Source organism: Nitrosomonas sp. Is24 (assembly GCF_033063335.1).
Lineage (GTDB): Bacteria > Pseudomonadota > Gammaproteobacteria > Burkholderiales > Nitrosomonadaceae > Nitrosomonas.
In genome coordinates, this window is the sequence record NZ_JAWJZG010000001.1 from 466,417 (window position 1) to 493,319 (window position 26,903).

A 26,903-nucleotide genomic window follows, 5' to 3' on the forward strand; every position below is an offset into this window, starting at 1 on the left:
CTTCGATTGGCAGGTCTTATGCAAACATCTATCACACGGCAGGAATTATTTATCCGGTTTGCGTTGGTTCTTGTGTGCGCGGGGTTTTGGCGTGGCGAAGTGAATCTTCTTTCCATTCCATTGCTGGTTATTGCTTGGCTGATGGACGGTGGTCTATCTCGATTGAATCAAGCTCTTAAAGTGCCCTTAGTGCAGGCGATTCTACTGTTGTGTGCGCTGCTGCTGATCGGATTGTCATGGGGCGAATGGCTGGATAGCGGGCGGATGAAATGGGTGAAATACCTTACTTTGCTGATTCTGGTCCCGCTGTATTCGCTGCTGAATAAGGAACGCATACCGTGGATGATCGGCGGATTGGCCGCCGGTTATGTGATTGTCCTCGGTCTGGGTATTTATCAATGGCTGGCGATAGGAGAGCAGGGTATTCCGCTACTGAAAATGTCCTATCTGAGTTTTTCGGCGATGCTCGGCGCTGGCGCGATTGTATCCGCCGGACTTGCGTGCGTGAGCCGCTCGGTCATGCTGGGGATAGTGCTATGGATCGTGGCACTGGCGTTAATCTTTGTGCAATTTCATCAATATGGCAGAGTGTTGCTGCTGGCAACACTGATCGCTATCGTGTTCCAGGCTTATTTACGCTACAAAATAGACATCCGGAAATTCGCTGTCATTTTTATTACGCTATTGACGGCTGCCGGGATTTTTGCCTACAGCAGTCCTGCTTTTCAAGAACGGCTGCTGCTGGTGAAAAGCGATATCGAATTGCTGCAGCAGGGCAATTACAGTTCTAGTTTGGGTTATCGTCTGGCCATGTGGGATGTCGGCTTGCATGCGATTGCGGAACGACCGCTGACGGGTTATGGAACAGGCATGCCGGAGCGCTATTTCGACACGGCGATTGTGACGTATAAAAATGGTCTTTATAAGGACTTGCCGGCGTTTCAGAAAACTGCGCACTATCATAACGATTGGATTGAGATTGGCATGCATGTCGGCGTTCCTGGCATGTTGATCTTGCTGTTTCTATACTGGGGATGGTACCGGGCGTTTGAGAAAAACGGTCTGGGCATACTGGGCGCGGGTTTGGTAAGTTATATTGTGCTGGCGGGGTTGACCGATGCTTTTCTCATTTTTAGCCGGATGCCGTTGCTATTGCTGGCGATTACCGCGCTCGCCATGGTCTGGCAACAACAAAAACCGAAAGGGACTTAAATGACGATGTCAGCGGAGCGGATTGGCACCGAAACAAATTCAACTTGCTATTCGTGCGGCAAGCAAGGCGAAGTCCTGTATCGCGGTCTGACCGACCGGTTGTTTGGCGCGCCAGGCGAATGGACACTGAGAAAATGTACGGATGCCCAGTGCGGTCTGATTTGGCTGGATCCCAGGCCGGCGGTGGACGAGATTGGCAAGGCTTACCGCAATTATTATACGCACGGCCATGCGAATCATGCGCGGCAATCACGCGGGGTACGCATCGTTCGCGCCATTTTGCATACCATTAGTATTTATTTGCTGGGATTGCGGCGTGAACGGCGGCGTTATAAGCGTATTTATCTGGACAAAACACCGCCGGGACGATTGCTGGAAGTGGGCTGCGGTAATGGAAAACGGCTGGCGCGCATGCGCGCATTGGGCTGGGAGGTGATGGGGCAGGAAATCGACCCGGTGGCTGCGGAACATGTGCGTCACGTGAAAGGAATCCCGGTGCATTTAGGGCCGCTTGAAACCATCAAATCGGGTGAATATGATGTGGTGCTGCTGAGTCACGTCATTGAGCATGTGCACGATCCCGCGGCGATGCTGATGACTTGCCATCGTTTGCTGAAGCACAATGGTCTGCTGGTGGTGTTGACGCCGAACGCCGCGAGTTATGGGCACAGTCAGTTTGGCGCCGCCTGGCGCGGTCTTGAGCCGCCCCGGCATTTGCATTTATTTACCAGCCAAACGTTAAGCCAATTGGCGCAGAAAGCCGGTTTCAGCGATCCGCGTTGCTGGACAACACCGGTCGGTGCGTATGGCATTGGTCAGAGCAGTCCGCCATTGGTTGAAGCAGCAATCGGACAACAGTCCATTACGATCCGCGATGTCATGCGGGGGTTCAGGTTCCAGGTGGCTGCTAGCCTGGTTTTTCTGTTTGATAAAAACTCCGGTGAAGAGTGCGTATTAATGGCTTCAAAGAAAACAACTCCACCTTGATGTACGATCATGGAGGTGAAATCAGTGAACGATAGTCAGTCAGCGGTTATTCCTGAATCAGACGGACTCATTCCGGTAAATCCGGAGATTGAAGCGTATATGCGCACTTTGGTTACGCACAGCGATCACCCGGTGCTTGCTGAAATGGAGGAATTTGCACGGCTGAGAAATTTTCCGATTGTTGATCGCTTGGCCGGTATTTTTCTTGAAACCCAGGCGAAAATGATTAACGCCAGACGGGTATTTGAATTTGGCAGCGGGTATGGGTATTCGGCTTACTGGTTTGCCAGAGCGGTTGGTGCCGGCGGGTGTGTGATATGCAGCGATGCGGATGCCAATAATCGCGCGCGTGCCGAGAGATATCTTTCCGCTGCGGATGTGTGGCAACGAATAGAATTTTGCGTGGGGCTGGCGCAGGATGTTTTTGCCCAAACGGATGGGATATTCGATATTTGTTATAACGATGTAGACAAGGGCGATTATCCGGAAATCTGGCGGATGGCGAAGCAGCGTATACGCTCCGGCGGGTTGTATATTGCCGATAATGTGCTGTGGCATGGCCGTGTTGCGTTAAAAGGCCCGCAAGAGACGGTGCGCGGTTCGACTGAAGCGATTATGGAACATAACCGGTTGATTTTTAATGATCCTGATTTTGATGCGTTTATCAATCCAATTCGTGACGGTGTGATCGTTGCCAGAAAGAAATAATAGCCGTGTGTGCCTCTGAACGATGCAAATCCTGGTGCGGAGCTGATTTCCTGATCATGCAATTGGCATGGCGGTTTAATCAATAAATTGGTATAGTTAATATACTTTTCGTTTGCAATGCGGCACGTTTTTTAGGATGTGCACAGTGCTATAAATTATCTTTTTCAAGGAAATAAATTTTTATGCAAATTCATGTTTACGATACGTATGTTAAGGCAAAAGATGGACATACCATGCACTTTGATGTATTCACAGCGGTGAAAGATGATCAAAAAGCGGTTGACTATGCCAAGCAGTGGCTGACAACAATCGGTGAGAGCGATGCGGTTGTGACCAGCCGGGAATGCAGTTTTTGCCATAGCCAGAGTGCTCCGGCAAATGTGGTTGATGAAATCACTAAAAACGGTTTTTATATTTACAAGATGGAAGGCTGTTAATCATCTTGGCGGATGATTGGTCATTGGAATTGATGATGTTTCACTCTTGATACTGATCATTCGCTGAAAAATCGTATCGACAATACTTCTCAAGGTTTTCAAAATGAAGCGGAAATGTAGAAAATTGATATTGGCTGGTGTTATTTTTTCACTCTGTAATGCAGCGCAAGCTGCAGAGCCCAAACTGCTCGGTCAGCATGGTGACTGGACTGCCTATATGTTCATGGAGAACAATAGCAAAGTGTGTTACATGGTGAGCCAGCCGAAAAAATCGGAAGGGAATTATTCAAAGCGTGGCGATGTATTTGCGTTGATTACGCATCGCCCTGCGGAAAAGAGTAAAAATGTTTTCAGCTATATCGCCGGGTATCCTTATAAACCGGGAAGTGATGCGACGGTTACCGTTAACAATCAGAATTTCAAGCTGTTTACTCAGGATGATTCAGCATGGGCTCCCGATCAAGCAACCGATAATAAAATAACGGATGCGATCAAACGTGGAAGCTCTCTGGTGGTTAAAGGTGCATCGGCTCGTGGCACGGAAACCGTGGATACATTCGGATTGAGCGGTTCGACGTCCGCGCATAAGGCAATCTCGGCTGAATGTGGTGTGAAATAACGGTTTCTTATCGTGTAGTTAGAGAATCTCGATCCAGCAGGCGGGAAAAATATGAGTGACAAGATCGTTATTTATCAAAAAACAACTTGCAGTAAATGCAGGGCGACCCTATCTTTGCTCAAAGAGAGTGGTGAAGAGTTCGAGTCAATCAATTATTACGAGGTGCCTTTAACAGTGGATAAACTGTGCGAGTTGATCCAAAAACTTAACCTGCCTGTGCGTGATATTCTACGTCAAGATGAACCCGCAGCGCGTGACCTAAGTGCAGCATCGGACGATGAAATCCTGGTGGCTATGGTTAGAAATCCAGATCTGATTCAGCGGCCCATCGTGGTGCGGGGTAACCAAGCCAAATTGTGCCGTCCGCCGGAGAATGTTTTGGAACTGCTTAATAAGGTCAACAAGTAGGGGGCTGCTTGCCCTTGCATGTGTCAATCTGCAGCACGGTGCTTCTGAGATTAGGTAAGGATCAGTGCTGACATCGCACTGATCCTTATGTGATGTTTGTTGTACTGCGTCTTACTCTGCGGCTGCTGCGTTTTTGTTGTCACCTGAAGAAGCACGAGCTGGCAGTTTCTCGCGAATCCGGGCCGACTTGCCTGCGCGATCTCTGAGGTAATAGAGTTTTGCACGGCAAACGTCACCACGGCGCTTAATTTCTATGCTCGCTATCAATGGCGAATAGGTCTGGAAAGTACGTTCCACGCCTTCTCCGCTTGAAATCTTTCGTACTGTGAACGCTGAATTCAAACCACGATTACGTTTGGCTATTACGACGCCTTCGTAAGCCTGAACGCGTTTACGGTCGCCTTCAACCACATTAACGCTGACAATGACGGTATCTCCCGGAGAGAAATCAGGTATTTCTTTATTCAGGCGTTTAATTTCTTCTGCTTCTAATTGTTCAATAATGTTCATGATATTTCCCCTCTTTCTACCTGGATTTACAGGATTGTTTAAATTCTTCCAACAGTTTTTCTTCTTCCCGCGTCAAGCCATACGCAAATTTCAACTCAAATAAATCAGGACGCTTTAACCATGTTCTGCCGAGTGCTTGCTGTAAACGCCAACGGCGGATATAGGCATGATTGCCTGACATCAATATTTCCGGCACACGATCCCCTTGATACACCTCAGGGCGCGTGTAATGCGGATAGTCCAGTAATCCCTCCACAAATGAATCTTGATTCGCAGATTCGGGATCACCCAAGGCTCCCGGGATTTGCCGCACTATACAGTCAATTAGCACCATTGCAGCCAGCTCGCCGCCGGAAACCACATAATCGCCAATTGAAATCTCAATTTCAACTTGACGATTGATTAGGCGCTCATCCACGCCTTCATATCGCCCGCACAGCATAATCAGTCCTGGCATTTTGCTCAGCTGCGTCACCATTTGGTGGTCAAGCCGTTTTCCCTGGGGTGTTAGATAAGCAACCGTGGGTTTTTCAATCCCAGCAGCATGCTGTCTCGCTTTGGCTTGTATGATGGCATCTTCCAACGGTTGAGCCATCATGACCATTCCGGGACCACCCCCGTACGGACTATCATCGACAGTACGATAATTATTGCTGGTAAAGTCGCGCGGATTCCATGTATTGAGTTGAAAGATATTATTCTTGCTCGCTTTTCCTGTTATGCCATAGTGCGTGATGGCATTAAACATTTCTGGAAATAGCGTAATAACATCGCATTCAAAAGGCATCGCTCATTATTACCTTAATCGTCTTTGCTCCAATCTACCGTAATTCGAGAAAGCTTCAAATCAACTTTGCTGATGAACTGATCAACAAAAGGAATGAGAATTTCTTTTTTATCCTCGTTTCCATTTTGTATGCACAAAACATCATTTGCGCCCGTCTCAAGTAAACCAACAACCTTGCCTAATTCTTCACCCGCTAGATTTTGCACCGTAGTGCCGATCAAATCCGACCAATAATAACCGTCCATTCCATTTTCGGATAAGTCAGGAAGCTGGTCGCGCGGGACCGCTATCTGCATTCCGTTTAAGGCGAAGGCTTGCGTGCGATCGGTATATTCGGCGAATTTTGCATTTAGGATGCTACCGTTTATGCGACCAGAAACAACATGCACCTTTTGCCAGTTTTTACTATCTTTACTTAACCACCACATTGGATAATCCATTAATCCATCGATGTATTCTGTGTACGGATTAACTTTTACCCAGCCATAAACGCCAAATGGGCCGATAATATGGCCCATTATCACCATCGGTGTATTTTGTTCGCTTATTTTAGCTATTTGCTGGCACTGCTTTGCTGGTGGAAAATTGTTTGATTAACCGGGTTGCTGTTGACGATAACTGCGCACCTTGAGATTGCCAATAAGCAACGCGATCTAATTGAACGCGCAATGCTTCTTCGCCACCAGCGGCTCGTGGATTATAAAAGCCAATACGTTCGATAAACCGGCCGTCACGTGCATAGCGGGAATTAGCCACTACCATATTAAAAAACGGACGTTTTTTTGCACCACCCCTTGCCAATCTAATTATAACCATGTTTTTCCTATAAACCTGTCAGTCTAAAAGTGTGAAGCTTGAATTTAATTAACATTTAATTTTACAGTAATTGTTGCAATTCTGACAAGTGATAAAATAGCCATGTATTACCATGATGCTATTAAAGTAAGTGCGGATATCATGTCCAATTACAGTATTTCTGAAGCGGGATTATAAATTGCTCTCAAAGTTTTCCAAGAATTTGATTATCGCTGAATCAAACCAGTGCGTTTCATGTGGTTTATGTTTGCCGCATTGTCCAACTTATCGTGTGTTGAAATCGGAAGCGGATTCTCCGCGCGGGCGTATCGTTTTAATGAATGGTGTTGCCAATGGGCGGATTGCTTTGAATGCGCGATTTATTCAGCATATGGACCGTTGTTTGACTTGCCGGGCTTGCGAAGCGGTTTGTCCAAATAGCGTTTCTTATGGGCGTCTTATTGATGAAACGCGTGCTCTTATTGAGGATCAATCAAAGTCCGTGGCAGTAGCCCGGAGGTCAAACTGGCGCATTGCGCTGGAACGGCTATTGCTGACCCAGCCTGCGCGTTTGGACCGGTTACGCCGATTGCTACATTTCCTGCAAAAAAGAGAATGGCTGCGCGGGTTGCGGAAATCAGGTTTGATCGAAAAAAATCGAATATTTAAATTCATCGCTCAGCTTCCTGTAGTTAAGTTTCCCTATACAGCGGCTGCGGATGGGGGAAATGCTGCGAACGATAATAGTATTTGGCAGCAGGTTTATCCCGCGCAGGGCGAGAAACGTGGTGAAGTTGCATTATTTTTGGGATGTGTGGCGCGTGTGACCGATGTGGCTACCTTAAATTCGAGTATTTATGTATTGAATCGCTTGGGCTACACGGTCCATATTCCGCGCAATCAAACGTGCTGTGGCGCTATCTATCAGCATAGCGGCGCGCTGGAGCAAGCCAATGCGCTGGTGCAACGGAATAAAACGGTCTTTGCTGAATTTGATACGGTGATCAGTACCGCCTCGGGTTGCGGTGTGCAATTACTGGAATCCGGTGTTGCCAGTGAGCAGGGCAAAGTTATGGATATCAACCATTTTCTGGTGGCGGCAAAAGGGTGGGAAAGTATTGATATTGTCCCATTGGCGCAAAAAATCCTGGTGCACGAGCCTTGCAGTTTGCGATATGTATTGCGTGAGCAGGCATATCCTTATCAACTGATTGCCCGGATACCTGGCGCGGAAGCGGTGTCTTTAGCTGGTAATGACCAATGCTGTGGTGCTGCGGGTACTTACTTCATCGATCAACCCGAAATTGCGGATACATTGCTACAAAATAAGATAACTACGGTGCAGGAAAGCAAGGCTCAGTACTTGGTGACTTCGAATATCGGTTGCGCGATGCATATAGCCAATGGATTGTACGAAAACGGAATTCATGTCGAGGTGCTGCATCCGGTTACGCTGCTGGCTAGACAAATGGGGTTGAAATTATAACCGGGTGAATTTTAGTGTACCTAAATGCGGGCATATCGGCCTATAATGGCGCGTCAATTCTTATTCAAGGATGAAGTAAAAGACGATGATTACTATCGATAAGCTTATCATTGGTTTTGACAGCGCCCTGCGGACACTCTCGACACCGGCTCAGACTTTGCGGCCCGTGCCTGGCAATGAACTGCCGGAAGCTGAGATGACGGATGCGGAAAAACGATTATCGTGTGCGTTGATGCGGGTGAATCATGTCGGTGAAGTATGCGCGCAAGCGTTGTATCAGGGGCAGGGACTGACAGCACGCAATGAAACGGTGCAGCAAACGCTGATGCAGGCCGCGCGTGAAGAAACTGAGCATCTGGCTTGGACGGAACGCCGTATCGCTGAACTGGGCGGGCATAAAAGTTTCCTGAACCCGCTCTGGTACGGCGGATCTTTTGCCATCGGTGTAGTGGCGGGCATGCTGGGGGATAAATGGAATCTGGGTTTTCTGGCCGAAACGGAACACCAAGTCGGCGCCCACCTGGCCGGTCATTTGGAGCGTTTGCCCAATCATGACGAGAAAAGCCGCGCCATCGTGTCGCAAATGAAAATTGACGAAGCCAGTCATGCGACCATGGCATTGTCATACGGTGGCGCGGAACTGCCGTTGCCGGTGAAGTTAACCATGAAACTTGGATCGAAATTAATGACTCATACCGCATACTGGGTTTGAGCGCGGCATTACACTGGAAAGATATCGGATAAGAGAGAAACCAGAATAGTCAGGTCACCGGTCAAAACACATTCGCAATGAAAAGTATTAATCTGACACATCATTTTCTAATTGCAATGCCGGCAATGGCAGATTCCGTCTTTTCCAAAACATTGACGTATATTTGTGAACATAACGAGCAAGGCGCGCTCGGTATCGTCATCAACCGCCCCACCGATCTGACACTGATCAACCTGTTCAAACAATTGGGTATTCCACCGGCAGATTCTCTGGCGGATGCGGCGCCGGTGTTATTTGGCGGGCCGGTGCAACTCGACTGCGGATTTGTGCTGCATCAACCGGTCGGTAAGTGGCAATCCACGCTGGCTGTGAATGGGGAAGTGGGATTGACCACTTCGTTGGATATTTTAAAAGCCATCGCCAATGCCGAAGGGCCGGATCAAGTCTTGATCGCGATGGGTTATGCAGGCTGGGCCGCGGGTCAAATCGAACATGAATTGGCGCAGAATGCCTGGTTGACCGTGCCTGCATCAACCAATGTGATATTCGATATGCCAACAGAAGAAAGGCTACCGGCTGCGATGCAGCTACTGGGGATTCAGGACGCCAATCTATCCAATGAAGTTGGGCATGCCTAAATATTAGTTCTGTATGACGGAAAGTCTTCTCGATGAACCACCGGAAAATCATGCACCAGACCAGCTTCCAGCCGGAGCTGTGTTGGCCTTTGATTTTGGAAAAAAACGTGTCGGTGTGGCGATTGGTAATACGGCCGTGGGGGTGGCACACCCGCTGGCAACGGTGGACAGTGAAGTGACGGAACGGCGTTTCGCGCTGATTGGGCAATTGATCCAAACCTGGCAGCCGGTTTTACTGGTTGTGGGTTTGCCGCTGCATAGCGACGGCACGGCGCATGAATTGACGCAATTAAGTCAGCGTTTCGCGCGACGGTTGTCAGGCCGTTTTAATATCCAAGTGATCATGAAAGACGAGCGTTATACCAGCGAAACAGCCAGTGCAACGTTACGCGAAGCTGGTATCACGGGAAGAAAACAAAAAGCGGTATTGGATCAGATCGCGGCACAACAAATCCTTCAATCATTTTTTGATGAGCAGTATGCAATTACCAGACGCTGAGAAAGCATTCGACAGTCTTGCTAAAAAAATCCAAGCCGATGCGGGTAAGGATTTTGTGCTGATCGGTATTCACACCGGCGGGGTGTGGCTGGCCGAGCGCCTGCACAAAGCACTGGGGATCAAGCAACCGCTAGGAATGCTGGACGTTGCTTTTTATCGCGACGATTTCGATAAGATCGGTTTGCATGCGCAGGTTAAACCATCGGAAATACCGTTTGCTGTGGAAGGTGCGCATATTCTGCTGGTGGACGATGTGTTGCAGACGGGGCGTACCATCCGTGCTGCGATCAACGAGTTGTTCGATTACGGTCGACCCGCTTCGATTAGTTTTGCCGCTTTGGTCGACCGGGGCGGCAGGGAATTGCCGATAGCCGCGCAATATACCGGCATTATGCTGGAGTTACCGGCGGATAAAATGCTTGAGTTAAAGTGTGGAGAGAACGGAAAGTTAAGCTTTCATTTGTACGATAAGAGTCTTCCGGAATGATCAATAGGAACCCGCAGCTGGATGAAGATGGCGTGTTGCAGCATTTGCTGACAACCGAGGGATTACCCGCTTCTGTTTTATTGCATATCCTGGATACCGCAGAGTCATTTGTCGGTGTCACGGAACGTGATGTCAAAAAAATTCCCCTGTTGCGCGGGAAGTCGATATTCAATCTTTTTTTCGAACCGAGCACGCGCACGCGCACAACCTTTGAAATCGCCGCCAAACGCTTATCGGCGGATGTGTTCAATCTCAATATCGCCGTTTCCGCGCAATCCAAGGGCGAAACACTGCTGGATACGGTCAACAATCTTTCCGCGATGAATGCGGATATGTTTGTCGTGCGGCATGCGCAGAGCGGCGCGGCGCATTTGATTGCAAAACATGTGCAACCGGATATTCATGTGATCAATGCTGGCGATGGCAGTCACGCGCATCCGACCCAGGCTTTATTGGATATGTTTACGATCCGGCGCTACAAAAGTGATTTCCGCAACTTGCGCGTGGCGATTATTGGTGACATTTTGCATTCCCGAGTGGCGCGCTCCCAAATTCATGCGTTGACCACGCTTGGTGTGCCGGAAGTACGTGTGATCGCGCCTAAAACGCTGCTGCCCAAAATGGTGGAACGCTTGGGGGTGCACGTTTATCACGATATGGCCAAGGGACTCAAGGACATTGACGTGCTGATGATGTTGCGCTTGCAGAATGAGCGCATGAAAGGTGCGAATCTGCCCAGCCCGGAGGAATATTTTAAATATTATGGGCTGACCCCGGAAAAACTGTCGCTCGCCCGGCGCGATGCCATCGTGATGCATCCGGGGCCGATGAATCGCGGTGTCGAAATTGATTCGGAAGTCGCGGATGGCAAACAGTCGGTGATTCTCCCGCAAGTGACATTCGGCATAGCGGTGCGCATGGCGGTGATGTCAATTCTGGCAGGCAATCAGGTTTAGAGGCGGTTGCATGAAAATTCATATTAAAAATGGGCGCTTGATCGATCCAAAAAACGGTATCGATGCCGTGCAAGATATTTTTATTGCCAAAGGTAAAATCGTTGCCATCGGTGCGGCGCCGGATGAATTTCAAGCCAGCCGGGTGATCGATGCGCAATCGCTGATCGTGTGTCCGGGGCTGGTCGATTTGTCCGTGCGTCTGCGTGAACCGGGGCTGGAATATATGGCTACGCTGGAATCGGAAATGGCCGCGGCGGTTGCCGGTGGTGTTACGAGCATCGCCTGTCCGCCGGACACCGATCCGCCTTTGGACGAGCCGGGGCTGGTGGAAATGCTGAAACATCGCGCCAAAAGCCTCAATCAGGCGCATGTCTATCCGATTGGCGCATTGACACAAGGATTGAAAGGTGAACGCTTAACCGAGATGGCCGAACTGAACGACGCCGGATGCGTGGTTTTTGGGCAATCGGACGGGTTATTACCGAATTTGCGAGTGCTCATGCAGGCCATGTTGTATGCATCGACATTCGGTTTCAGCGTGTGGTTGCGTCCGCAGGAAATCACGCTGACCGGCGATGGCGTGGCGCATGATGGCGAAGTGGCAACCCGGCTGGGTTTGCTGACAGTTCCCGTATGCGCTGAAACGATTGCCATCGGCAATATTATTTTATTAACCAAGGAAACCGGCGTCAGAGTGCACTTATGCCGGATTTCCAGCGCTGAGGGCCTGGCGATGATTCGTACAGCCAGGCAGCAAGGTTTGCCGATCACCTGCGACGTGTCGATTAATCATCTGCACTTGTCGGATATGGATATCGGTTTTTTTGATTCCAATTGTCATCTGATGCCGCCATTGCGCAGCTCGAGTGATCGCGATGCATTGCGTCATGGTTTGCTGGATGGCACGATCAGCGCGATTTGTTCGGATCATGCGCCGGTGGATGAAGACGCCAAGTTATTGCCGTTCGGTCAATCCGAGGTTGGCGCGACGGGGGTGGAGTTGTTGCTGCCGCTCACTTTGAAATGGGGATCGGAAATGCGCTTGCCATTGCTCAACGTGTTATCCAAGATTACCTCGGATCCGGCCCGGATACTGGGGATAGACGCGGGGCATTTATCGCTCGGCAGTGCTGCGGATATCTGTATTTTTGATCCTGACCATTACTGGAAGGTGACCTCGTCAGCCATTCAAAGCCAAGGGAAGAACACGCCTTTTATGGGGATGGAAATACCGGGCGGTGTTAAATATACCCTGGTAAATGGTCATATTGTTTACGAGTGCTGAGTCTTCAGCAAAATTTCCCTATCATTTTTGTTTTTAACCGATCATTTGGAGCGCCATGTCAAACCCATTACTTGATTTTTCCGGACTGCCCTGTTTTGCAGAAATAAAGAACGAAGATATCACGCCAGCGATTGAAGCGTTATTACAGGAAAATCGCGCGGTGATTGACAAGGTGCGGGCGGATGACAAAGCATCTACCTGGCAGACTTTTGTGCAGCCGATGACCGATGCCAATGAGCGGTTATCCCGTGCTTGGGGACAAGTGTCGCATCTGAACGCGGTGATGAATACGCCGGAGCTGCGTGAGACCTATAATGCTAATCTGCCTTTGATCACGCAGTTTTATGCCGAGTTATCGCAAGATGTGCGGTTGTTTGAGAAATTTAAACAGTTACGTGCAAGTGCGGAATTCGATCAACTGACTCCGGCGCGGAAGCGAATCATCGACAATGAATTGCGCGATTTCCGTTTGGGTGGTGCCGAGTTACCGGCTGAAAAGAAACAACGTTTCTTGCAAATCCAGGAAGAACTATCCAAGTTGACGTCCACGTTCAGCGATAATTTACTCGACGCCACTAATGCTTATTCATTATTGATTGAAGATGCGGAGAAGGTGGCGGGTATTCCGGACGATGTGCTGCAATCGGCGCAACAGTTAGCCGTAGCGGATGGCAAAACAGGCTGGAAATTCACCCTGCACATGCCATCGTATCTTCCCGTGCTGCAATACGCCGATAACCGCGATTTGCGCGAGCAAATGTACCGCGCCTATGCAACGCGCGCCAGCGAGTTCGATAGTCAGGGTGATTCGAGCAAAGATAATATGCCGTTGATCAACAAAATACTGGAGCTACGCCGCGAAGCGGCGCAAATGCTCGGCTATGATAATTATGCCGAGGTTTCGCTGGCCACAAAAATGGCAACTTCTCCGCAGCAAGTTTTGGATTTCCTGACGAAGCTGGCTGCTAAGGCGAAACCATACGCTGTGGGCGATCTACAAGCATTGCAGCAGTTTGCCGCAGAGAAATTGAATCTGCCGGGACTTGAAGCATGGGATTTGGCGTATGTCAGTGAGAAATTGCGGCAAGAGCGCTACGCTTTTTCGGACCAGGAGGTTAAACAATACTTTCCAGAGGATAAAGTATTGACCGGTATGTTTAAAGTGGTGGAAAAGCTGTACGGCATCCGCATCACGCTTGCGGCGCCTGCACGCAATATTCAGCGCTGGCATCCCGATGTGAAGTTTTTTGATATTCATGACGCCAACGGTGAGCTGATCGGTCAATTTTATTTGGATCTCTACGCCCGGCCTACCAAACGTGGTGGCGCCTGGATGGATGACGCGATTACACGCCGCCGGATCGATCATCAGCACACGGGGAAATCCACCATACAATTACCGGTTGCCTACCTGACGTGTAATTTCTCGGCACCGGTTACGATGGATGATCAACCCCGTCCAGCTTTATTTACGCATAATGAAGTGATTGTGTTGTTTCATGAGTTTGGTCATGGTTTGCATCATTTGATGACCAAAGTGGAAGACTTGGGGGTATCCGGAATTAACGGCGTTGAGTGGGACGCGGTGGAGCTGCCAAGCCAGTTCATGGAAAATTTTTGCTGGGAATGGGATGTGTTGACCGGAATGACTCAGCACATTGAAACAGGAGAATCATTACCCAAAGCGCTGTTCGATAAGATGATAAAAGCCAAGAATTTTCAAAGTGGCTTGCAGATGCTACGGCAGATTGAGTTTGCGCTGTTCGATATGCATGTGCACTTCGATTTTAAACCGGACGGCGATCGGACGGTATTACAGTTACTGGATGATATCCGCAATCAGGTCGCGGTAATTATTCCACCGGACTTCAACCGTTTCCCCAACAGTTTCGCGCATATTTTTGCCGGAGGCTATGCCGCGGGCTACTACAGTTATAAATGGGCGGAAGTGCTTTCGGCGGATGCCTACAGCATGTTTGAAGAAACCGCTTCGGATGGTGTCGTGAATGCAGCGACGGGTTCGCATTTTCTGGAAGAAATTCTGGCTGTGGGAGGAAGCCGCTCCGCACTCGAGTCATTTATTGCGTTTCGAGGCCGTGAGCCGGAATTGGATGCGTTATTGCGCCATAGCGGGATGGAAACGGCGTAACCGGAGAATTGCATCGTTTTGTCCATGCTATTGTTGAATCCATAATTTATAAAGTGCGGGCATAATTTGTCGTATATTGAACGCCGGGCACCTGATGAATTGGAAACTTCCTAATTATTCCGCATAGTATCGATGGATGACCGCCTGAACAAAAATAGCACTTTGTGCGAGGTTGTATTGAACCTATCGTATAAATGTGGCAAGATCGACCGAAATTTTTATTAGAAGAAATAAGAACATGATTAATATTATCCGTACCGTAGCTATTGCTGTGCTGGTTTCTGGTTTGTTTTTAACGGGTTGTGCCTCAACGAAGACAGCGGCGAGCGCGAACGTGAACAACCAAAATAGTGTGAACGATCCTCTGGAATCCATGAATCGCGCTGTTTTTAATTTCAATGAAATGGTGTACGACAATGTTTTTGACCCTGTGGCCAGAGGCTATAAGCGGGTTACACCTGATCCGGTTGAACTGGTTGTTGGAAACTTTTTCTCCAATTTGAACGAAGTGGTGGTAATCACTAACTCCGTGCTGCAATTAAATTACGAGAGCGCGCTTGCCAGTAGTGCACGTTTATTGGTCAATACCACTTTCGGGATATTCGGCATGATCGATATCGCGAGTGATATCAGTGCTGTGAGCGATATTAATCTCAGCAAACGAAATGAAGATTTTGGTCAGACACTGGGACGCTATGGAGTCGGCAGTGGGCCTTACATTGTATTGCCTTTGCTGGGGCCAAGTTCTGTTCGTGATACATTCGGTATCGCTGTCGACAGCTTCTTTATGGATCCTGTGACGCAAGGGGTGACGGGTGTTTTTATGACCGGTGTTCCTTATCTTAATACAACGGCGCTACGTCTCCCTGTAGCTGCAGCGAGAACGGTTAATGCGCGGGCGCAATTCCTGGAACAAGATAAGACACTCGAGGAAGCTGCATTGGACAAGTATGAATTCGTGCGCGATGCTTATTTGCAAAGACGTACAAGTCTGGTGAACAACAAGGCTGAAGAAAAATAGATAGCGCGGGAATCTTTTTTGATCCCGGATGCGTGCCGCATCCGTGCGCATACAAATAGAGTAGATACAACAAGGCACATTGATTAGGAAGCGTACTCCGCTAATCAGTGTGCCTTGTTTTTTGTCAATCCAGGAAAAAAAGCCGATTGCCGCTATGCCGCTACGATGGCAGTCATAGGGTTAGCGTGAATGAGGTGGATTTAGTGATGGTGGAGATTTGAGTTAATGAAGAATTCCGTAGTTATTATAGGAAGCGGATTAGCCGGTTATGCGGTGGCGCGAGAATTACGTAAACTAAATACGGAATTTGATGTCATCATGCTATCTGCCGATCATGGTGGTTTTTATTCCAAGCCCATGCTGTCAAATGCATTGTCATCCGGGAAAACTCCCGAATCGATTGTCAACGGTGACGCCACTCAAATGGCATCACAATTGAAGATTTCCATTCGACCCCACTGCCGTGTCAGTGCGATTGATCAAGCCGCGCGCGCAGTGACATTGGCCGATGGTGAGAAAATTCCCTACAGTCAATTGGTTTTGGCGTTGGGCGCTGATCAAGTGCATTTGCCGCTTTCGGGCGATGGTGTGGCGAATATATTGACTATTAATGATCTTGATGATTATAAAAAATTTCGTATTGCACTGACAGGGAAAAAACGCATCAGCATTATTGGCGCGGGTTTGATCGGTTGTGAATTTGCCAACGATCTGGCAACCGCCGGTTACCATGTCGATGTGATAGATATCAGCGCGCAGCCGCTGGGGCGTCTTCTGCCGTCAGCAGGCGGGGCCTTTATACGGCAAAGGCTGGAAGCGGCGGGTGTGGTATTTCATTTGAACGCAACCACACAGTCCATTGATCAAGCGCAAGAAAGACTACGCCTGACATTCGCCGATGGAAGCGCAATTGAATCTGATATCGTTCTGTCCGCGGTCGGGTTACGCGCGCGTACGAAACTGGCCGCATCAGCCGGTATTCCTGTTAATCGCGGAATTGTCGTTAACCGCTTGTTACAAACACAGTTTGACGATATCTATGCCTTGGGCGATTGCGCCGAAGTTGCAGGAAAAGTGTTGCCTTTTGTGATGCCGATCACGCATGCAGCCCGGGCTCTGGCGGCAACGCTTGCAGGCAATCCGACAGAGGTTCGTTATCCGGCGATGCCGGTTATCGTTAAAACACCCGCATGTCCTGCGGTTGTTTCGCCGCCCGATTTCACTATAAAAGGTGAATGGCATGTGGAAGCCGATCAGAATGGCGTAAAGGCGCTCTATAAAGATGATACCGGTCGATTGCTTGGTTATGCTTTGTTGGGTGCGGCGACGCAGGAGAAAAATAGCCTCACTCCTCATTTACCTCCGGTATTGGAGTAAGAAACATTTCTTGCTTTTGATGATCTACTCTCGGACGAGCCATTTAAAAAATTCACGATACGTGCAGCGATGAAATTTCTCTTTGATCTATTCCCGGTAATTTTATTTTTCCTGGCGTTCAAGCTGTACGATATCTTCATCGCCACTGCGGTTGCGATAGTGGCAGCGATTGCACAAATAGTTTGGCTTTGGTTTCGCAATCGCCATGTCGATAAGATGATGTGGATCAATTTGGCTGTTATTGTCATTTTTGGTGGTGCGACATTAATATCCCAGGATGAGATGTTTATCAAATGGAAACCAACCGTGTTGTATTGGTTGATCGCAACCGTTTTATTAGGATCCAATGTAATTTTTAGAAAAAACCTGATACAGGCCATGCTTGAGAAACAGATGGTTTTACCGCCTTTTGTCTGGAGCAGACTCAATTTAAGCTGGGTGGGGTTTTTTCTCACGATGGGGTGTGTCAACCTTTATGTCGCGTTTAATTTTCCGGTAGATACCTGGGTTACATTTAAGCTTTTTGGTGCGACGGGATTGATGCTTGTTTTTGTTATCGGACAAGTGTTGATGTTGGGAAAATATTTGAAAGATGCACCGGCCACATTGACTGCGGATGCTCCTGCCGGTGAGCCGGATGATTTCAAGGGTGAAAGAGAAAATAAAGCGAACAAGGAACGATAATGTTATATGCCATTAATGGAGAAGATGTGCCGGATAGCTTGGGAAAACGGATGACAGTCCGTCCGGAGCATCTGAAAAGAATTCAAGTATTACAAGATGAAGGACGCTTGGTTTTGGCCGGTCCTTATCCGGCTATCGACAGTCAAGATCCTGGTCCCGCAGGGTTTTCCGGCAGTTTGATTGTAGCTGAGTTTGAGTCCTTGGAGGCAGCGCAGGCGTGGGCTAACGCCGATCCCTACGTGAGTGCGGGCGTCTATCAGAAAGTGACCGTAAAGCCTTTTAAAAAAGTGTTACCGGCGTAAGGCAACTGCAAAACCATTTCTTCAACAGTATCAAGTTATTCAATAGAAATAATGGGCTGTAGAGATTCACGTCGATTCAGTTAAGGCGTATACTTTCTCGCGGCGATATATTCTGGCGAATATAAATTTTATCTCAATCACAAAAAAGGAAATTCAATGCGTTTGACGAAATTCTCACAGGCAATGATGATTAGTGTTTTAGGAATGATGACGCTATCAGCTCAAGCCCAATCGACAGGTACCGTGGCTAAGGTGAATGGCGTAGCAATTCCGCAGTCACGTCTGGAATTAATGGTGAAGGCCAGTGCGGCGCAGGGACAGCCTGATGGTCCGGAAATGAGAAAGGCTTTGCGTGAAAATCTGATTGCTGAAGAGATCCTCGCGCAAGAAGCAGTGAAAAAGAAGCTGGATAAAGATCCCGACGTAATTGCACAACTCGAAATAGCTCGTCAGGCAGTGCTGGTCAGAGCTTTCCAAGCGGATTACATCAGAAATAATGTGGTGAGTGAAGAGACTTTGCGCAAAGAATACGAAGTTCTGAAAGTGCAAATGGGGGATAAAGAATACAAGGCACGCCATATTCTTGTCGCCAATGAAAATGAAGCCAAGGATATTATTGCAAAACTCAAAAAAGGCGGTAATTTTGCAAAAATAGCTGAAGAGAAATCGGTTGATGACGGCAGTAAAGAAAATGGCGGTGAGCTTAATTGGAGCCCACCGGCAGCTTATGTCAGACCATTTTCCGAAGCACTGGTGAAATTATCCAAAGGGGGATTGACGGAACAACCCGTGCAAACATCTTTTGGCTGGCACGTGATTCAGTTAATGGATATCCGTCCAATGGAAGTACCACCTTTTGAAGAAGTTAAACAAAATATTCAGCAACGTGTATTGCAGCGCGAATTTGGAACAGTGGTGCAAGAATTGCGCAGCAAAGCAAAAGTAGAGTAACACTTGCAATTGTGATGTGCCCTGGGTAGATCGGATTGCGATGCTGTGTTTTTACAGCGAAGCAGTCTTTTCTACCCGGGGGGATAGTGCGCAAAGCAACTCATAGCTGGTTGTACCGGCACTCTGAGCAACTTCATCAACATCCAATCCTTTGCCCCATAATGTAACGGGGCTATTCAGTCCGGCATTTTCAATACCGGTTAAGTCTACCGCAAGCATGTCCATTGACACCCGGCCCAACAACCGGCTGCGTTGATTATTGATCAATACTGGGGTGTTTGTTGGTGCGTGGCGTGGATATCCATCCGCGTAGCCGCATGCGACAATACCGATGCGCATTGGCTCGGCCGTTTGAAAAAGGCCGTGATAACCGACTCTGTCACCAACTCCCAAATCCTGTGTGGCAATAATTCTGCTCGAAAGCGTCATGACGGGCTGCAAGTGCAACTCTGCTGCGGTTTTATCCGTAAAAGGCGAGGCCCCGTAAAGCATAATGCCAGGGCGCACCCAATCGGTATGCGTGACAGGATAACGAATGATTGCTGCTGAATTTGCGAGTGAGCTGGGATAATGGCGGTACTCTTTCGTGATGGTTTCAAAGTACTGTAACTGCCCAATGACATTCTCTGCTTCGCCAGGTTCATCAGCGGAAGCAAAATGTGTCATCAATGTAATGTTTTTGTAGTATTGCTTCTCGATCAGTGTGCCGATGGCTTGTGAAAATTGCTGTGGCGCTAGCCCCAAACGATTCATCCCAGTATTAATCTTTATAAATAAATCAATGTTGTAATGCTTGGAAGCTGACAACATGGCAATTTGCTCAGCATGATGAACGACCGCGCTCAAACGGTATTGCTCAAAGATCGCTAATTCTTCGGTTGAAAAAAAACCTTCCAGGAGCAGGATCGGATGCTGGTAACCGGCATCACGCAGGCATATTGCCGCATCCAACTCCAGTAACGCGAATCCATCGGCATCTTTCAGGGCACTGGCGCTATGGAGTAATCCATGACCGTAAGCATTGGCTTTAAGGATTGCCATGATGCGCGACTGTGGGGCATGTTTGCGGACTATGGACAGATTATGAGTTAAAGCGGCAAGGTCGATAAAAGCTTGGGTAGGGCGTGGCATGAATTTAATGTTCAGAATAAGCAAGAGCGAGTATTATTCGCAAGTTTTTTTATAATAATCTAATTTTGTGATGCCGATTTAACTATTATGTCGACATACCTTAACATGCAAAGCGGCATGATATGCTAATCTAATCTTGTGCGCCCGACTGGAAGCGCTTGAATAGATCTGCAGTTGGTGATTTTGTTACACAGGTGATGTGTTGCATGAAAGAATGACTCAACACCTGAATTCACTCAGAAAAAATAAATATACAAGGAAATAGCTTGGAACGCGGTTTTTATACGATTATGGCAGCGCAGTTTTTCTCTTCTTTGGCAGATAACGCGTTGCTGGTTGTGGCGATTGCACTGTTGATTGATTTACATGCACCTGCCTATTTAACACCCATGCTGAAGTTTGTTTTCGTGTTGTTCTACGTGATTCTGGCTCCTTTCGTTGGCGCATTTGCGGATTCTATGCCGAAAGGGCGCGTCATGTTCATTAGCAACACCATCAAAATTACCGGCTGTGGATTACTCTTCATCGCCATGCATCAATATTTCGCATTGGCTGCGTACGCGGTAGTGGGACTCGGTGCGGCCGCTTATTCGCCTGCCAAGTACGGCATTTTGACCGAATTATTGCCCGCGGAGAAATTGGTGATCGCCAATGGCTGGATCGAAGGATTAACGGTAGCATCGATAGTGCTGGGTACGGTATTGGGCGGTGTGCTGATTACACCGGCTGTAGCAGGCACGCTGCTGCAGTTTGATTTTCCTGTGATCGACACGGGGATCGATAACGCATTGGAAAGCGGTATCCTGATCATCGCCGTCATTTACGCCATCGCCGCGTTGTTTAATCTGTATATCCCGAATACCGGCGTTGATCATCGCATTCCCAAAAAGAATCCTTTCTTTCTGATTCACGAGTTTAGACACTGTGTGAAATTATTATGGACCGACAAGCTGGGGCAGATCTCGCTTGCGGTGACCACGCTGTTTTGGGGCGCGGGTGCGACATTACAGTTTATTGTGTTGAAATGGGCCGAAGTGGCGATGAATTATCCGCTCAATCAAGCTGCGCAATTGCAGGGTGTGGTTGCAGTGGGAATTGCCGTGGGCGCTGTGATGGCAGCCCGGTGGATTTCGCTGCGGCAGTCCGTCAAAGTGATTCCATTGGGCATTGCGATGGGCATTGTGGTGATGGCGATGATTCTGGTAAAAGATTTATGGATCGCAATCGCATTGCTGATGCTGATTGGCGGCCTGGCAGGATTCTTCGTGGTACCGATGAATGCTTTACTGCAACATCGCGGACATATTTTGATGGGTGCGGGGCATTCCATTGCGGTGCAAAATTTCAATGAAAACCTGAGTATTCTGGCGATGTTGTTACTCTATGCATTGCTGATATGGTTTGAAGTGCACATCTATATTGTGATTGCCGCTTTCGGATTATTTGTTTCGGTCATGATGGCATTGATACGGAAATGGCATTTATTAAATCAAAGTAAAGAAGACTCGCTTCATTTGATCGGGGCAAAGAAAATACACTGATCATGAAGGGCAGATGCTATCGCAGTGATTGCATCGTTGTTTGTGCGAAACACAAATCTTTCCAAGCTTTTGCTTTTTCAGGCAGAGAACGTAGCAGATAAGCCGGATGGTAGGTAACAATCAACGGTATGCCTGAATAATCGTGTACTTTGCCACGCAAACTGGAAATGCTGTCGTCGCACTTTAAAAGATTCTGCGCGGCAACCTTGCCTAACGCGACGATGAGCTTGGGTCTGATTAATGTGATCTGCCGGGTTAAGTAAGGTTCGCATTGCAGCGCTTCATTCGAGCTCGGATTTCTGTTATTGGGCGGGCGGCACTTGACGATATTGGCGATATAAACGTGCTCGCCGCGCTTTAAGTGTATCGCGGCAAGCATTTGATCCAGCAGCTTGCCGGCTTGACCGACAAACGGTTCTCCGATTTCATCTTCGCGCGCGCCGGGACCTTCTCCAACGAATAGCCAATCGGCATTTTCAGCGCCAACGCCAAATACGGTCTGGGTGCGTGTTTGGCTTAAAGGGCATGCAACACAATGTGCTACCGCCGCCTTCAACTGATCCCAATCCATCTGAGTTATGGGCGACTGTGCCGTACTTTTCTCAGACTCGGACGGCAGCGGTAAATTTCCGCTTTCAGCAACATGTGGTTCAGCTGCTTCGCTGTGCTGCGTAGTGTCTGATTTTAACCGCCACACCGGCAGCAAATTCAACTCCTTCAGTATTTGCCTGCGCCGGGTATTCATAACATCAGCCGCATAACAAGCGCATCTTCGCGTCCGCACATGGCGGGGTAGTAGCCTTTGCGTGTGGCGATATGCTGAAAACCCATTTGTTTGTATAGCTGTGCGGCACCTTGATTGGATTCGCGCACATCCAGGAAAATCGATTTTGCGTTTTGTTCTTTGGCATGCTGAATGAGGAATTGCAGCATTTTTTTCCCCAAGCCCTGTTTTTGCCAGTTGGCGGCAATGCCGAGGGTGAGGATATGGCCTTCTTCAGGACTCATCATCATGATTCCGTAACCCATCAGCGCATCGGTTTGTTGCAGAACCCGGCACACATATCCGGTTTTGATGGAATCGGCAAAGTTTCCCAGTGACCATGGAAACAGAAAGATTTCCCGCTCGATCAGGATAATACGATCCAGATCGGAAAGTTGCATCGGTCTGATTTCAATAGGTTGTTGCGCTGCCATGTTCATCGCTCGTTTTCCTTTAGCGCGACTTTGTTGCGGATATATACGGGCATTGCATGAGCCGGATCAATACATGCGCCATCGCGGAATTTAGGAAGCGCAAGTTGCGCCACTTCTAGTGCTCGCGGGTGTAGTCCATGATGGATCTGTTCAATATGTTCGCGATACAACTGTGATAAATCCGGATAAACATCAAAGCCGCTGCCGCATCCATGCCACCCATTACCGGAAACTGCTGGCGCTTGTTGCGGCAGGCAGAGTGCGGGCGGGTTGATAATTATCCAGCCGATATGTGCCGATTTCTGATAGGCGGCATAATAAAGCTCGCCCATACGGGCATCAAGGGCTACGATCACTTTCTCTGCGTCAGTTTGTTGTGCGACGGCTTCCAGTGTGCTGATTGCCGCAACCGGGAGGCCGGTGGCGTAAGCCAAACCTTGCGCAACGCCGCAGGCAATGCGTAGACCGGTAAAAGATCCGGGACCTGCGCCGAAAGCGATGCCATCCAATTGTTGCAATGCTAATTCTGCTTCGGCCAGGAATTTTTGTACCATCGGGAGAATCATTTCAGAATGCGTGCGTCCGGCAAGGATTTCCTGACCGGATACTGTGCCGTCCAGACTGAGTGCGACGGAACAAAATTCAGTAGAAGTTTCGAGAGCGAGAATTTTCAAGTTAATTGCGGGCCGAGGTATGTGGGAGTTTTACTGTCAATGCGATTGAGAAATAAGTTTGATCTATGGAGTTCTTGCTGCTGGCTGCTTATTTTAACCGCCAGTGACCGAGTGGAACATAGTCAACGCCTGTTTGTGTTGGTTTCGATTGCAACAGAATCCATTCACTGACAGGCCAATGAATCGGATTGATCAGCTCCGTATTGACTGGATGCGCGGCTTTCCGGAAGAGCGTAAGGTGCGGTTTGTACACCCGGCGGTCAAATGGGAATCCGGCTTCTGACAGAGTTGATTGTAATGCAGCAACCAGATCGAACAGTTCAGCCGGGAATTGCTTCGCGTGGAGGTAAATAATTTGATTGTGTTTCCAATAGCTGATCTTATCCAAACAAAGCGCAAATTTCTGTGCTGCTATATTTCTCATAATGTGACGGAGCGTTTCGATGCGATGAACGCTGACATTACCCAGAAATACCAGCGTGAGGTGAAAATGCGGTATCACGATTTGTCGCCCGTCGCAAATGGGCGCCAGTAATTCTGCCTGGTGCGTCAGCTGTCTTTGTACAATTTTACTGGGAGAAATAGCAAAGAACACACGAATGGATTTTATTTCCGGATCAGCATCTTGTTTAGTCAATCTTACTTTCCGCGCGGTCGATCAGGCATACGACTTCGGCTGCGATGCCTTCTTTGCGGCCGATCGCGCCCAGATGTTCGGCTGTTTTGGCTTTAATATTGATGTTGCGTGCTGATGTTTGTAGATCTTGTGCAATATTGGCGATCATTGCCGGGATATGCGGTGCCATTTTTGGGGCTTGCGCAATAATGGTTGCATCGAGATTGACGATTTTGTAATGATTATTTTCCAGCAAACTGTATACATTGCGCAGCAGCACGCGGCTATCAATATTTTTGTAGCGCGGATCGGAATCGGAAAAGTGTTGTCCGATGTCTCCCAACGCCGCCGCACCTAACAGTGCATCACAGATGGCATGCAATAACACATCCGCGTCCGAGTGGCCAAGCAGGCCTTTTTCATGCGGGATCGTAACGCCGCCTATGATCAACTGACGTCCTTCAACCAGTTGATGAACGTCAAAACCTTGTCCTATTCTTATCGTGCTCACGGATGATTCCTTTTTTGTATGATCAATTCGGCCAAAGCCAAGTCTTGGGGGTAGGTTACTTTAAAATTGTACGTATCGCTAGACACCAGTTTGGGGTGAAGCCCTAATGCCTCAACGGCACTGGCATCATCCGTCACACTAATATTTGTCGCATTTTGCAGTGCCCGGGTGAGTAGCTCGCAGCGAAACATTTGCGGTGTTTGCGCTTGCCATAGATTATCGCGTGATTCAGTTTGTCTCACGTGGTTGTCTGCGTCACTGCGCTTCAAAGTATCGGCTACAGGTACAGCCAATAATCCACCTACTGCGTCACTGGCTAATTCACTGATCAATTTATCCAGTTGATCTAATGTTAAGCAAGGTCTGGCAGCATCGTGCACCAACACCCAGTCTTGTGGATTAATCAGGTTCTTTTGCTGTGCGGCGGTAAGGCCATTGAGCACGCTGTCCGCCCGGGTTGCGCCACCGCACTGTAATACTGTTAATTTTTGAGAAAATTCGGACCAATCGGATTGAGACCAATGGGTGTCGCCGGGTGCCAGTACGATAAATACCCCCGCAATCGACCGATTGTTACATAATGTTTTGATTGCATGATAGATCATCGGTTTGCCGCATAACGGCAAGTATTGCTTGGGGAGTTCGTTCCCCATGCGTGAGCCTGAGCCAGCGGCAGGAATTAAGGCAAAGAATTTGGACATTATTTAAGCGGTGACGAGATCGGTTTTAAAAAATAGGTTAGCGGATAAAAGTGTGCGGTCAGCTAACCATATATATAAGCCGGTCATTATAATTTTTTATTAATCGCTTGTTTGAAATTGTTACCAATCGTTCTTGCGTGTTATCGGGAATATATATGCAATGACTGGATTGGCGGACGGCGCCCGGAACTAGAATCCAGTAAACGGTATAATCAGTAAATTCAAACTAAAGGTGAAATATATGGAAGCAGAACAAATTAATGCAATTTCTAATCATCTCCAGGATCTGGGCAATCGTGCCGGTGAATTACGGAGGTTTCTTTGACTTCGATGCTAAACAGACTCGATTAAATGAGTTAACGCGTTTGCTTGAGGATCCGGCAATCTGGAATGATAGTAAGCGCACTCAAGAAATTGGACAAGAAAAAAAGCTGTTGGAAGATATTGTGGTGACATTGGTATCAATGGAGCAGCAGTTGCAGGATGCGGAAGAGTTATTTCAAATTGCGAAGGAAGAAAGCGATGAAGCGGCGCTTGAGAGTATTGACGTTGATGTCAATAAGGTAGAGCAGGTCATTGCAAATCTGGAGTTTCGCCGTATGTTTTCCGATCCGATGGATCCAAAGAATTGTTTTGTCGATATTCAATCGGGTTCGGGTGGAACGGAAGCGCAAGATTGGGCTGCCATGCTTGAGCGTATGTATCTGCGCTATTGTGAAAGGCAAGGATGGGCAGTTGAAGTTTTGGAAGAGTCACCGGGGGATATTGCCGGCATCAAGAGTGCTACCTTGAAAGTGACAGGTGAATATGTGTATGGATATTTGCGCACTGAAACAGGTGTGCACCGTTTGGTTAGAAAATCACCGTTTGATTCCGGTAACCGGCGTCATACCTCATTTGCAAGTGTTTTTGTTTATCCTGAAGTCGACGATACGATAGAAATTGAAATTAATCCGGCCGATTTGCGCATAGATACATTCCGCGCATCGGGTGCGGGAGGTCAACATATCAATAAAACCGATTCCGCTATTCGCATTACTCACAATCCGACGGGGATAGTTGTGCAATGTCAAAGCGGACGTTCGCAACATAGAAACAAAGCAGATGCGATGGTTATGCTGAAATCGCGTTTGTATGAAGCGGAGCTGCGTAAACGTAACGAAGAAAAGCAAGCCATAGAAGAAACGAAGACAGATATTGGTTGGGGTCATCAAATCCGATCTTATGTATTAGATCAGTCTCGCATAAAAGATTTGCGGACAAATGTTGAAATCGGGAACACGCAAAGTGTTTTAGATGGAGATTTGAACAGCTTTATTGAAGCGAGCTTGAAACAGGGTGTGAAATGATAATTTAAATAAAAAAAGATGAGCAGCATGAGTGACTGTAATTAAAGGAATTTTCTCAGTAGGCAAGCTTCTTGAGGTTATTTAATTAAAATTATCTGCAGAAATTGCTTGACCGGTCTTTTAGACTCTGTATAATTCCGCTTCTCGCTACTGCGCAACATTAAAAACAAGTA

The 26,903-nt window shown here is 48.1% G+C and carries 32 protein-coding genes; 21 read left to right on the forward strand and 11 right to left on the reverse strand.

Annotated features, from left to right (window positions below; all coding sequences use genetic code 11):
• Window positions 1-18: 18 nt before the first annotated feature.
• The 6 genes from R2103_RS02065 (at window position 19) to R2103_RS02090 (ending at window position 4,371) form a co-directional block, all read left to right on the forward strand.
• Entirely contained in the window at window positions 19-1,212 is a 1,194-nt protein-coding gene (locus R2103_RS02065; protein WP_317529906.1) for an O-antigen ligase family protein, read from the forward strand.
• Window positions 1,213-2,199, forward strand: a complete 987-nt coding sequence (locus tag R2103_RS02070) for a class I SAM-dependent methyltransferase (protein WP_317529907.1) — start codon at window positions 1,213-1,215, stop codon at window positions 2,197-2,199. It begins immediately after the preceding gene.
• 24 nt (window positions 2,200-2,223) lie between these two features.
• A complete protein-coding gene (locus R2103_RS02075) occupies window positions 2,224-2,907 on the forward strand; it encodes an O-methyltransferase (RefSeq protein ID WP_317529908.1) in 684 nt (227 codons plus the stop codon).
• A gap of 182 nt (window positions 2,908-3,089) precedes the next feature.
• Window positions 3,090-3,344 carry a DUF2024 family protein gene (locus tag R2103_RS02080; RefSeq protein ID WP_317529909.1) on the forward strand — a complete coding sequence of 85 codons (255 nt, stop codon included), beginning with the start codon at window positions 3,090-3,092 and terminating at the stop codon, window positions 3,342-3,344.
• Window positions 3,345-3,447: 103 nt separating this feature from the next.
• Window positions 3,448-3,963 (forward strand): invasion associated locus B family protein, encoded by a 516-nt coding sequence (locus R2103_RS02085; RefSeq protein WP_317529910.1) that lies wholly within the window; start codon window positions 3,448-3,450, stop codon window positions 3,961-3,963.
• Window positions 3,964-4,014: 51 nt separating this feature from the next.
• Window positions 4,015-4,371, forward strand: a complete 357-nt coding sequence (locus tag R2103_RS02090; protein ID WP_317529911.1) for an arsenate reductase family protein — start codon at window positions 4,015-4,017, stop codon at window positions 4,369-4,371.
• Window positions 4,372-4,482: 111 nt separating this feature from the next.
• Here R2103_RS02090 and rplS read toward each other — a convergent pair whose 3' ends face one another.
• Genes rplS through rpsP form a run of 4 tightly spaced genes read right to left on the reverse strand, consistent with a single transcriptional unit; the run spans window position 4,483 to window position 6,484 of the window.
• Window positions 4,483-4,881 (reverse strand): 50S ribosomal protein L19, encoded by a 399-nt coding sequence (rplS, locus tag R2103_RS02095; RefSeq protein ID WP_317529912.1) that lies wholly within the window; start codon window positions 4,879-4,881, stop codon window positions 4,483-4,485.
• A 16-nt stretch (window positions 4,882-4,897) separates the two neighbouring features.
• Window positions 4,898-5,668 (reverse strand): tRNA (guanosine(37)-N1)-methyltransferase TrmD, encoded by a 771-nt coding sequence (trmD, locus tag R2103_RS02100; RefSeq protein ID WP_317529913.1) that lies wholly within the window; start codon window positions 5,666-5,668, stop codon window positions 4,898-4,900.
• Window positions 5,669-5,682: 14 nt separating this feature from the next.
• Window positions 5,683-6,186 carry a ribosome maturation factor RimM gene (gene rimM, locus R2103_RS02105; RefSeq protein ID WP_317529914.1) on the reverse strand — a complete coding sequence of 168 codons (504 nt, stop codon included), beginning with the start codon at window positions 6,184-6,186 and terminating at the stop codon, window positions 5,683-5,685.
• Window positions 6,187-6,217: 31 nt separating this feature from the next.
• Complete coding sequence (rpsP, locus tag R2103_RS02110; RefSeq protein WP_317529915.1) at window positions 6,218-6,484, reverse strand: 30S ribosomal protein S16; 267 nt, start codon at window positions 6,482-6,484, stop codon at window positions 6,218-6,220.
• Window positions 6,485-6,614: 130 nt separating this feature from the next.
• Here rpsP and R2103_RS02115 point away from each other — a divergent pair, with 130 nt between their 5' ends.
• The 13 genes from R2103_RS02115 (at window position 6,615) to R2103_RS02175 (ending at window position 19,010) form a co-directional block, all read left to right on the forward strand.
• Window positions 6,615-7,949 (forward strand): (Fe-S)-binding protein, encoded by a 1,335-nt coding sequence (locus R2103_RS02115; RefSeq protein ID WP_317529916.1) that lies wholly within the window; start codon window positions 6,615-6,617, stop codon window positions 7,947-7,949.
• An 85-nt stretch (window positions 7,950-8,034) separates the two neighbouring features.
• Window positions 8,035-8,661, forward strand: a complete 627-nt coding sequence (coq7, locus tag R2103_RS02120) for a 2-polyprenyl-3-methyl-6-methoxy-1,4-benzoquinone monooxygenase (RefSeq protein WP_132424613.1) — start codon at window positions 8,035-8,037, stop codon at window positions 8,659-8,661.
• Between the two features lie 77 nt (window positions 8,662-8,738).
• Window positions 8,739-9,299, forward strand: coding sequence for a YqgE/AlgH family protein (locus R2103_RS02125; RefSeq protein ID WP_121165895.1), 561 nt, complete (start codon window positions 8,739-8,741; stop codon window positions 9,297-9,299).
• A gap of 13 nt (window positions 9,300-9,312) precedes the next feature.
• On the forward strand, window positions 9,313-9,798 hold the full coding sequence (ruvX, locus tag R2103_RS02130; RefSeq protein WP_317529917.1) for a Holliday junction resolvase RuvX: 486 nt from the start codon (window positions 9,313-9,315) through the stop codon (window positions 9,796-9,798).
• Window positions 9,779-10,285 carry a bifunctional pyr operon transcriptional regulator/uracil phosphoribosyltransferase PyrR gene (gene pyrR, locus R2103_RS02135; RefSeq protein ID WP_317529918.1) on the forward strand — a complete coding sequence of 169 codons (507 nt, stop codon included), beginning with the start codon at window positions 9,779-9,781 and terminating at the stop codon, window positions 10,283-10,285. The genes ruvX and pyrR overlap by 20 nt, the downstream gene beginning before the upstream one ends.
• Window positions 10,282-11,241, forward strand: coding sequence for an aspartate carbamoyltransferase catalytic subunit (locus R2103_RS02140; RefSeq protein ID WP_317529919.1), 960 nt, complete (start codon window positions 10,282-10,284; stop codon window positions 11,239-11,241). The genes pyrR and R2103_RS02140 overlap by 4 nt, the downstream gene beginning before the upstream one ends.
• Window positions 11,242-11,251: 10 nt before the next feature.
• Entirely contained in the window at window positions 11,252-12,526 is a 1,275-nt protein-coding gene (locus tag R2103_RS02145) for a dihydroorotase (protein WP_317529920.1), read from the forward strand.
• A 55-nt stretch (window positions 12,527-12,581) separates the two neighbouring features.
• Window positions 12,582-14,675 carry a M3 family metallopeptidase gene (locus tag R2103_RS02150; protein WP_317529921.1) on the forward strand — a complete coding sequence of 698 codons (2,094 nt, stop codon included), beginning with the start codon at window positions 12,582-12,584 and terminating at the stop codon, window positions 14,673-14,675.
• 238 nt (window positions 14,676-14,913) lie between these two features.
• Window positions 14,914-15,696 carry a VacJ family lipoprotein gene (locus R2103_RS02155; protein ID WP_317529922.1) on the forward strand — a complete coding sequence of 261 codons (783 nt, stop codon included), beginning with the start codon at window positions 14,914-14,916 and terminating at the stop codon, window positions 15,694-15,696.
• A 225-nt stretch (window positions 15,697-15,921) separates the two neighbouring features.
• Window positions 15,922-17,073, forward strand: a complete 1,152-nt coding sequence (locus R2103_RS02160; RefSeq protein ID WP_317529923.1) for an NAD(P)/FAD-dependent oxidoreductase — start codon at window positions 15,922-15,924, stop codon at window positions 17,071-17,073.
• 69 nt (window positions 17,074-17,142) lie between these two features.
• The gene (locus R2103_RS02165) at window positions 17,143-17,757 is read left to right on the forward strand and encodes a septation protein A (RefSeq protein ID WP_317529924.1); all 615 of its coding nucleotides are present in this window, start codon (window positions 17,143-17,145) and stop codon (window positions 17,755-17,757) included.
• Window positions 17,757-18,059: a YciI family protein gene (locus tag R2103_RS02170; RefSeq protein ID WP_132424640.1), complete on the forward strand. Its 303-nt coding sequence runs from the start codon at window positions 17,757-17,759 to the stop codon at window positions 18,057-18,059. The genes R2103_RS02165 and R2103_RS02170 overlap by 1 nt, the downstream gene beginning before the upstream one ends.
• Window positions 18,060-18,215: 156 nt before the next feature.
• Window positions 18,216-19,010 carry a peptidylprolyl isomerase gene (locus R2103_RS02175; protein ID WP_317529925.1) on the forward strand — a complete coding sequence of 265 codons (795 nt, stop codon included), beginning with the start codon at window positions 18,216-18,218 and terminating at the stop codon, window positions 19,008-19,010.
• A gap of 51 nt (window positions 19,011-19,061) precedes the next feature.
• On the opposite strand, the gene alr is transcribed toward R2103_RS02175, so the two are convergent.
• The gene (alr, locus tag R2103_RS02180) at window positions 19,062-20,141 is read right to left on the reverse strand and encodes an alanine racemase (RefSeq protein WP_317529926.1); all 1,080 of its coding nucleotides are present in this window, start codon (window positions 20,139-20,141) and stop codon (window positions 19,062-19,064) included.
• 266 nt (window positions 20,142-20,407) lie between these two features.
• Between alr and lplT the strand changes: the two genes are divergently transcribed.
• Window positions 20,408-21,682 (forward strand): lysophospholipid transporter LplT, encoded by a 1,275-nt coding sequence (gene lplT / locus R2103_RS02185; protein WP_317529927.1) that lies wholly within the window; start codon window positions 20,408-20,410, stop codon window positions 21,680-21,682.
• Between the two features lie 16 nt (window positions 21,683-21,698).
• Here lplT and R2103_RS02190 read toward each other — a convergent pair whose 3' ends face one another.
• The 6 genes from R2103_RS02190 to ispD form a co-directional block, all read right to left on the reverse strand.
• A complete protein-coding gene (locus R2103_RS02190; protein WP_317529928.1) occupies window positions 21,699-22,427 on the reverse strand; it encodes a uracil-DNA glycosylase in 729 nt (242 codons plus the stop codon).
• Entirely contained in the window at window positions 22,424-22,879 is a 456-nt protein-coding gene (rimI, locus tag R2103_RS02195) for a ribosomal protein S18-alanine N-acetyltransferase (protein ID WP_317529929.1), read from the reverse strand. The genes R2103_RS02190 and rimI overlap by 4 nt, the downstream gene beginning before the upstream one ends.
• 2 nt (window positions 22,880-22,881) lie before the next feature.
• Window positions 22,882-23,553, reverse strand: coding sequence for a tRNA (adenosine(37)-N6)-threonylcarbamoyltransferase complex dimerization subunit type 1 TsaB (tsaB, locus tag R2103_RS02200; RefSeq protein WP_317529930.1), 672 nt, complete (start codon window positions 23,551-23,553; stop codon window positions 22,882-22,884).
• A gap of 88 nt (window positions 23,554-23,641) precedes the next feature.
• On the reverse strand, window positions 23,642-24,190 hold the full coding sequence (thpR, locus tag R2103_RS02205) for an RNA 2',3'-cyclic phosphodiesterase (protein WP_317529931.1): 549 nt from the start codon (window positions 24,188-24,190) through the stop codon (window positions 23,642-23,644).
• Window positions 24,183-24,680, reverse strand: coding sequence for a 2-C-methyl-D-erythritol 2,4-cyclodiphosphate synthase (gene ispF / locus R2103_RS02210; RefSeq protein WP_317529932.1), 498 nt, complete (start codon window positions 24,678-24,680; stop codon window positions 24,183-24,185). Before ispF ends, thpR begins: the two co-directional genes overlap by 8 nt.
• Entirely contained in the window at window positions 24,677-25,381 is a 705-nt protein-coding gene (gene ispD / locus R2103_RS02215) for a 2-C-methyl-D-erythritol 4-phosphate cytidylyltransferase (RefSeq protein WP_317529933.1), read from the reverse strand. Before ispD ends, ispF begins: the two co-directional genes overlap by 4 nt.
• A 241-nt stretch (window positions 25,382-25,622) precedes the next feature.
• On the opposite strand from ispD, the gene prfB reads away from it, so the two are divergent.
• Window positions 25,623-26,730, forward strand: a protein-coding gene (gene prfB / locus R2103_RS02220; RefSeq protein WP_317529934.1) for a peptide chain release factor 2 whose coding sequence is annotated in 2 segments (ribosomal slippage) — window positions 25,623-25,703 and window positions 25,705-26,730 — 1,107 coding nt in all. Because the reading frame shifts where the segments join, the coding sequence is not laid out codon by codon here.
• Window positions 26,731-26,903: the final 173 nt, after the last annotated feature.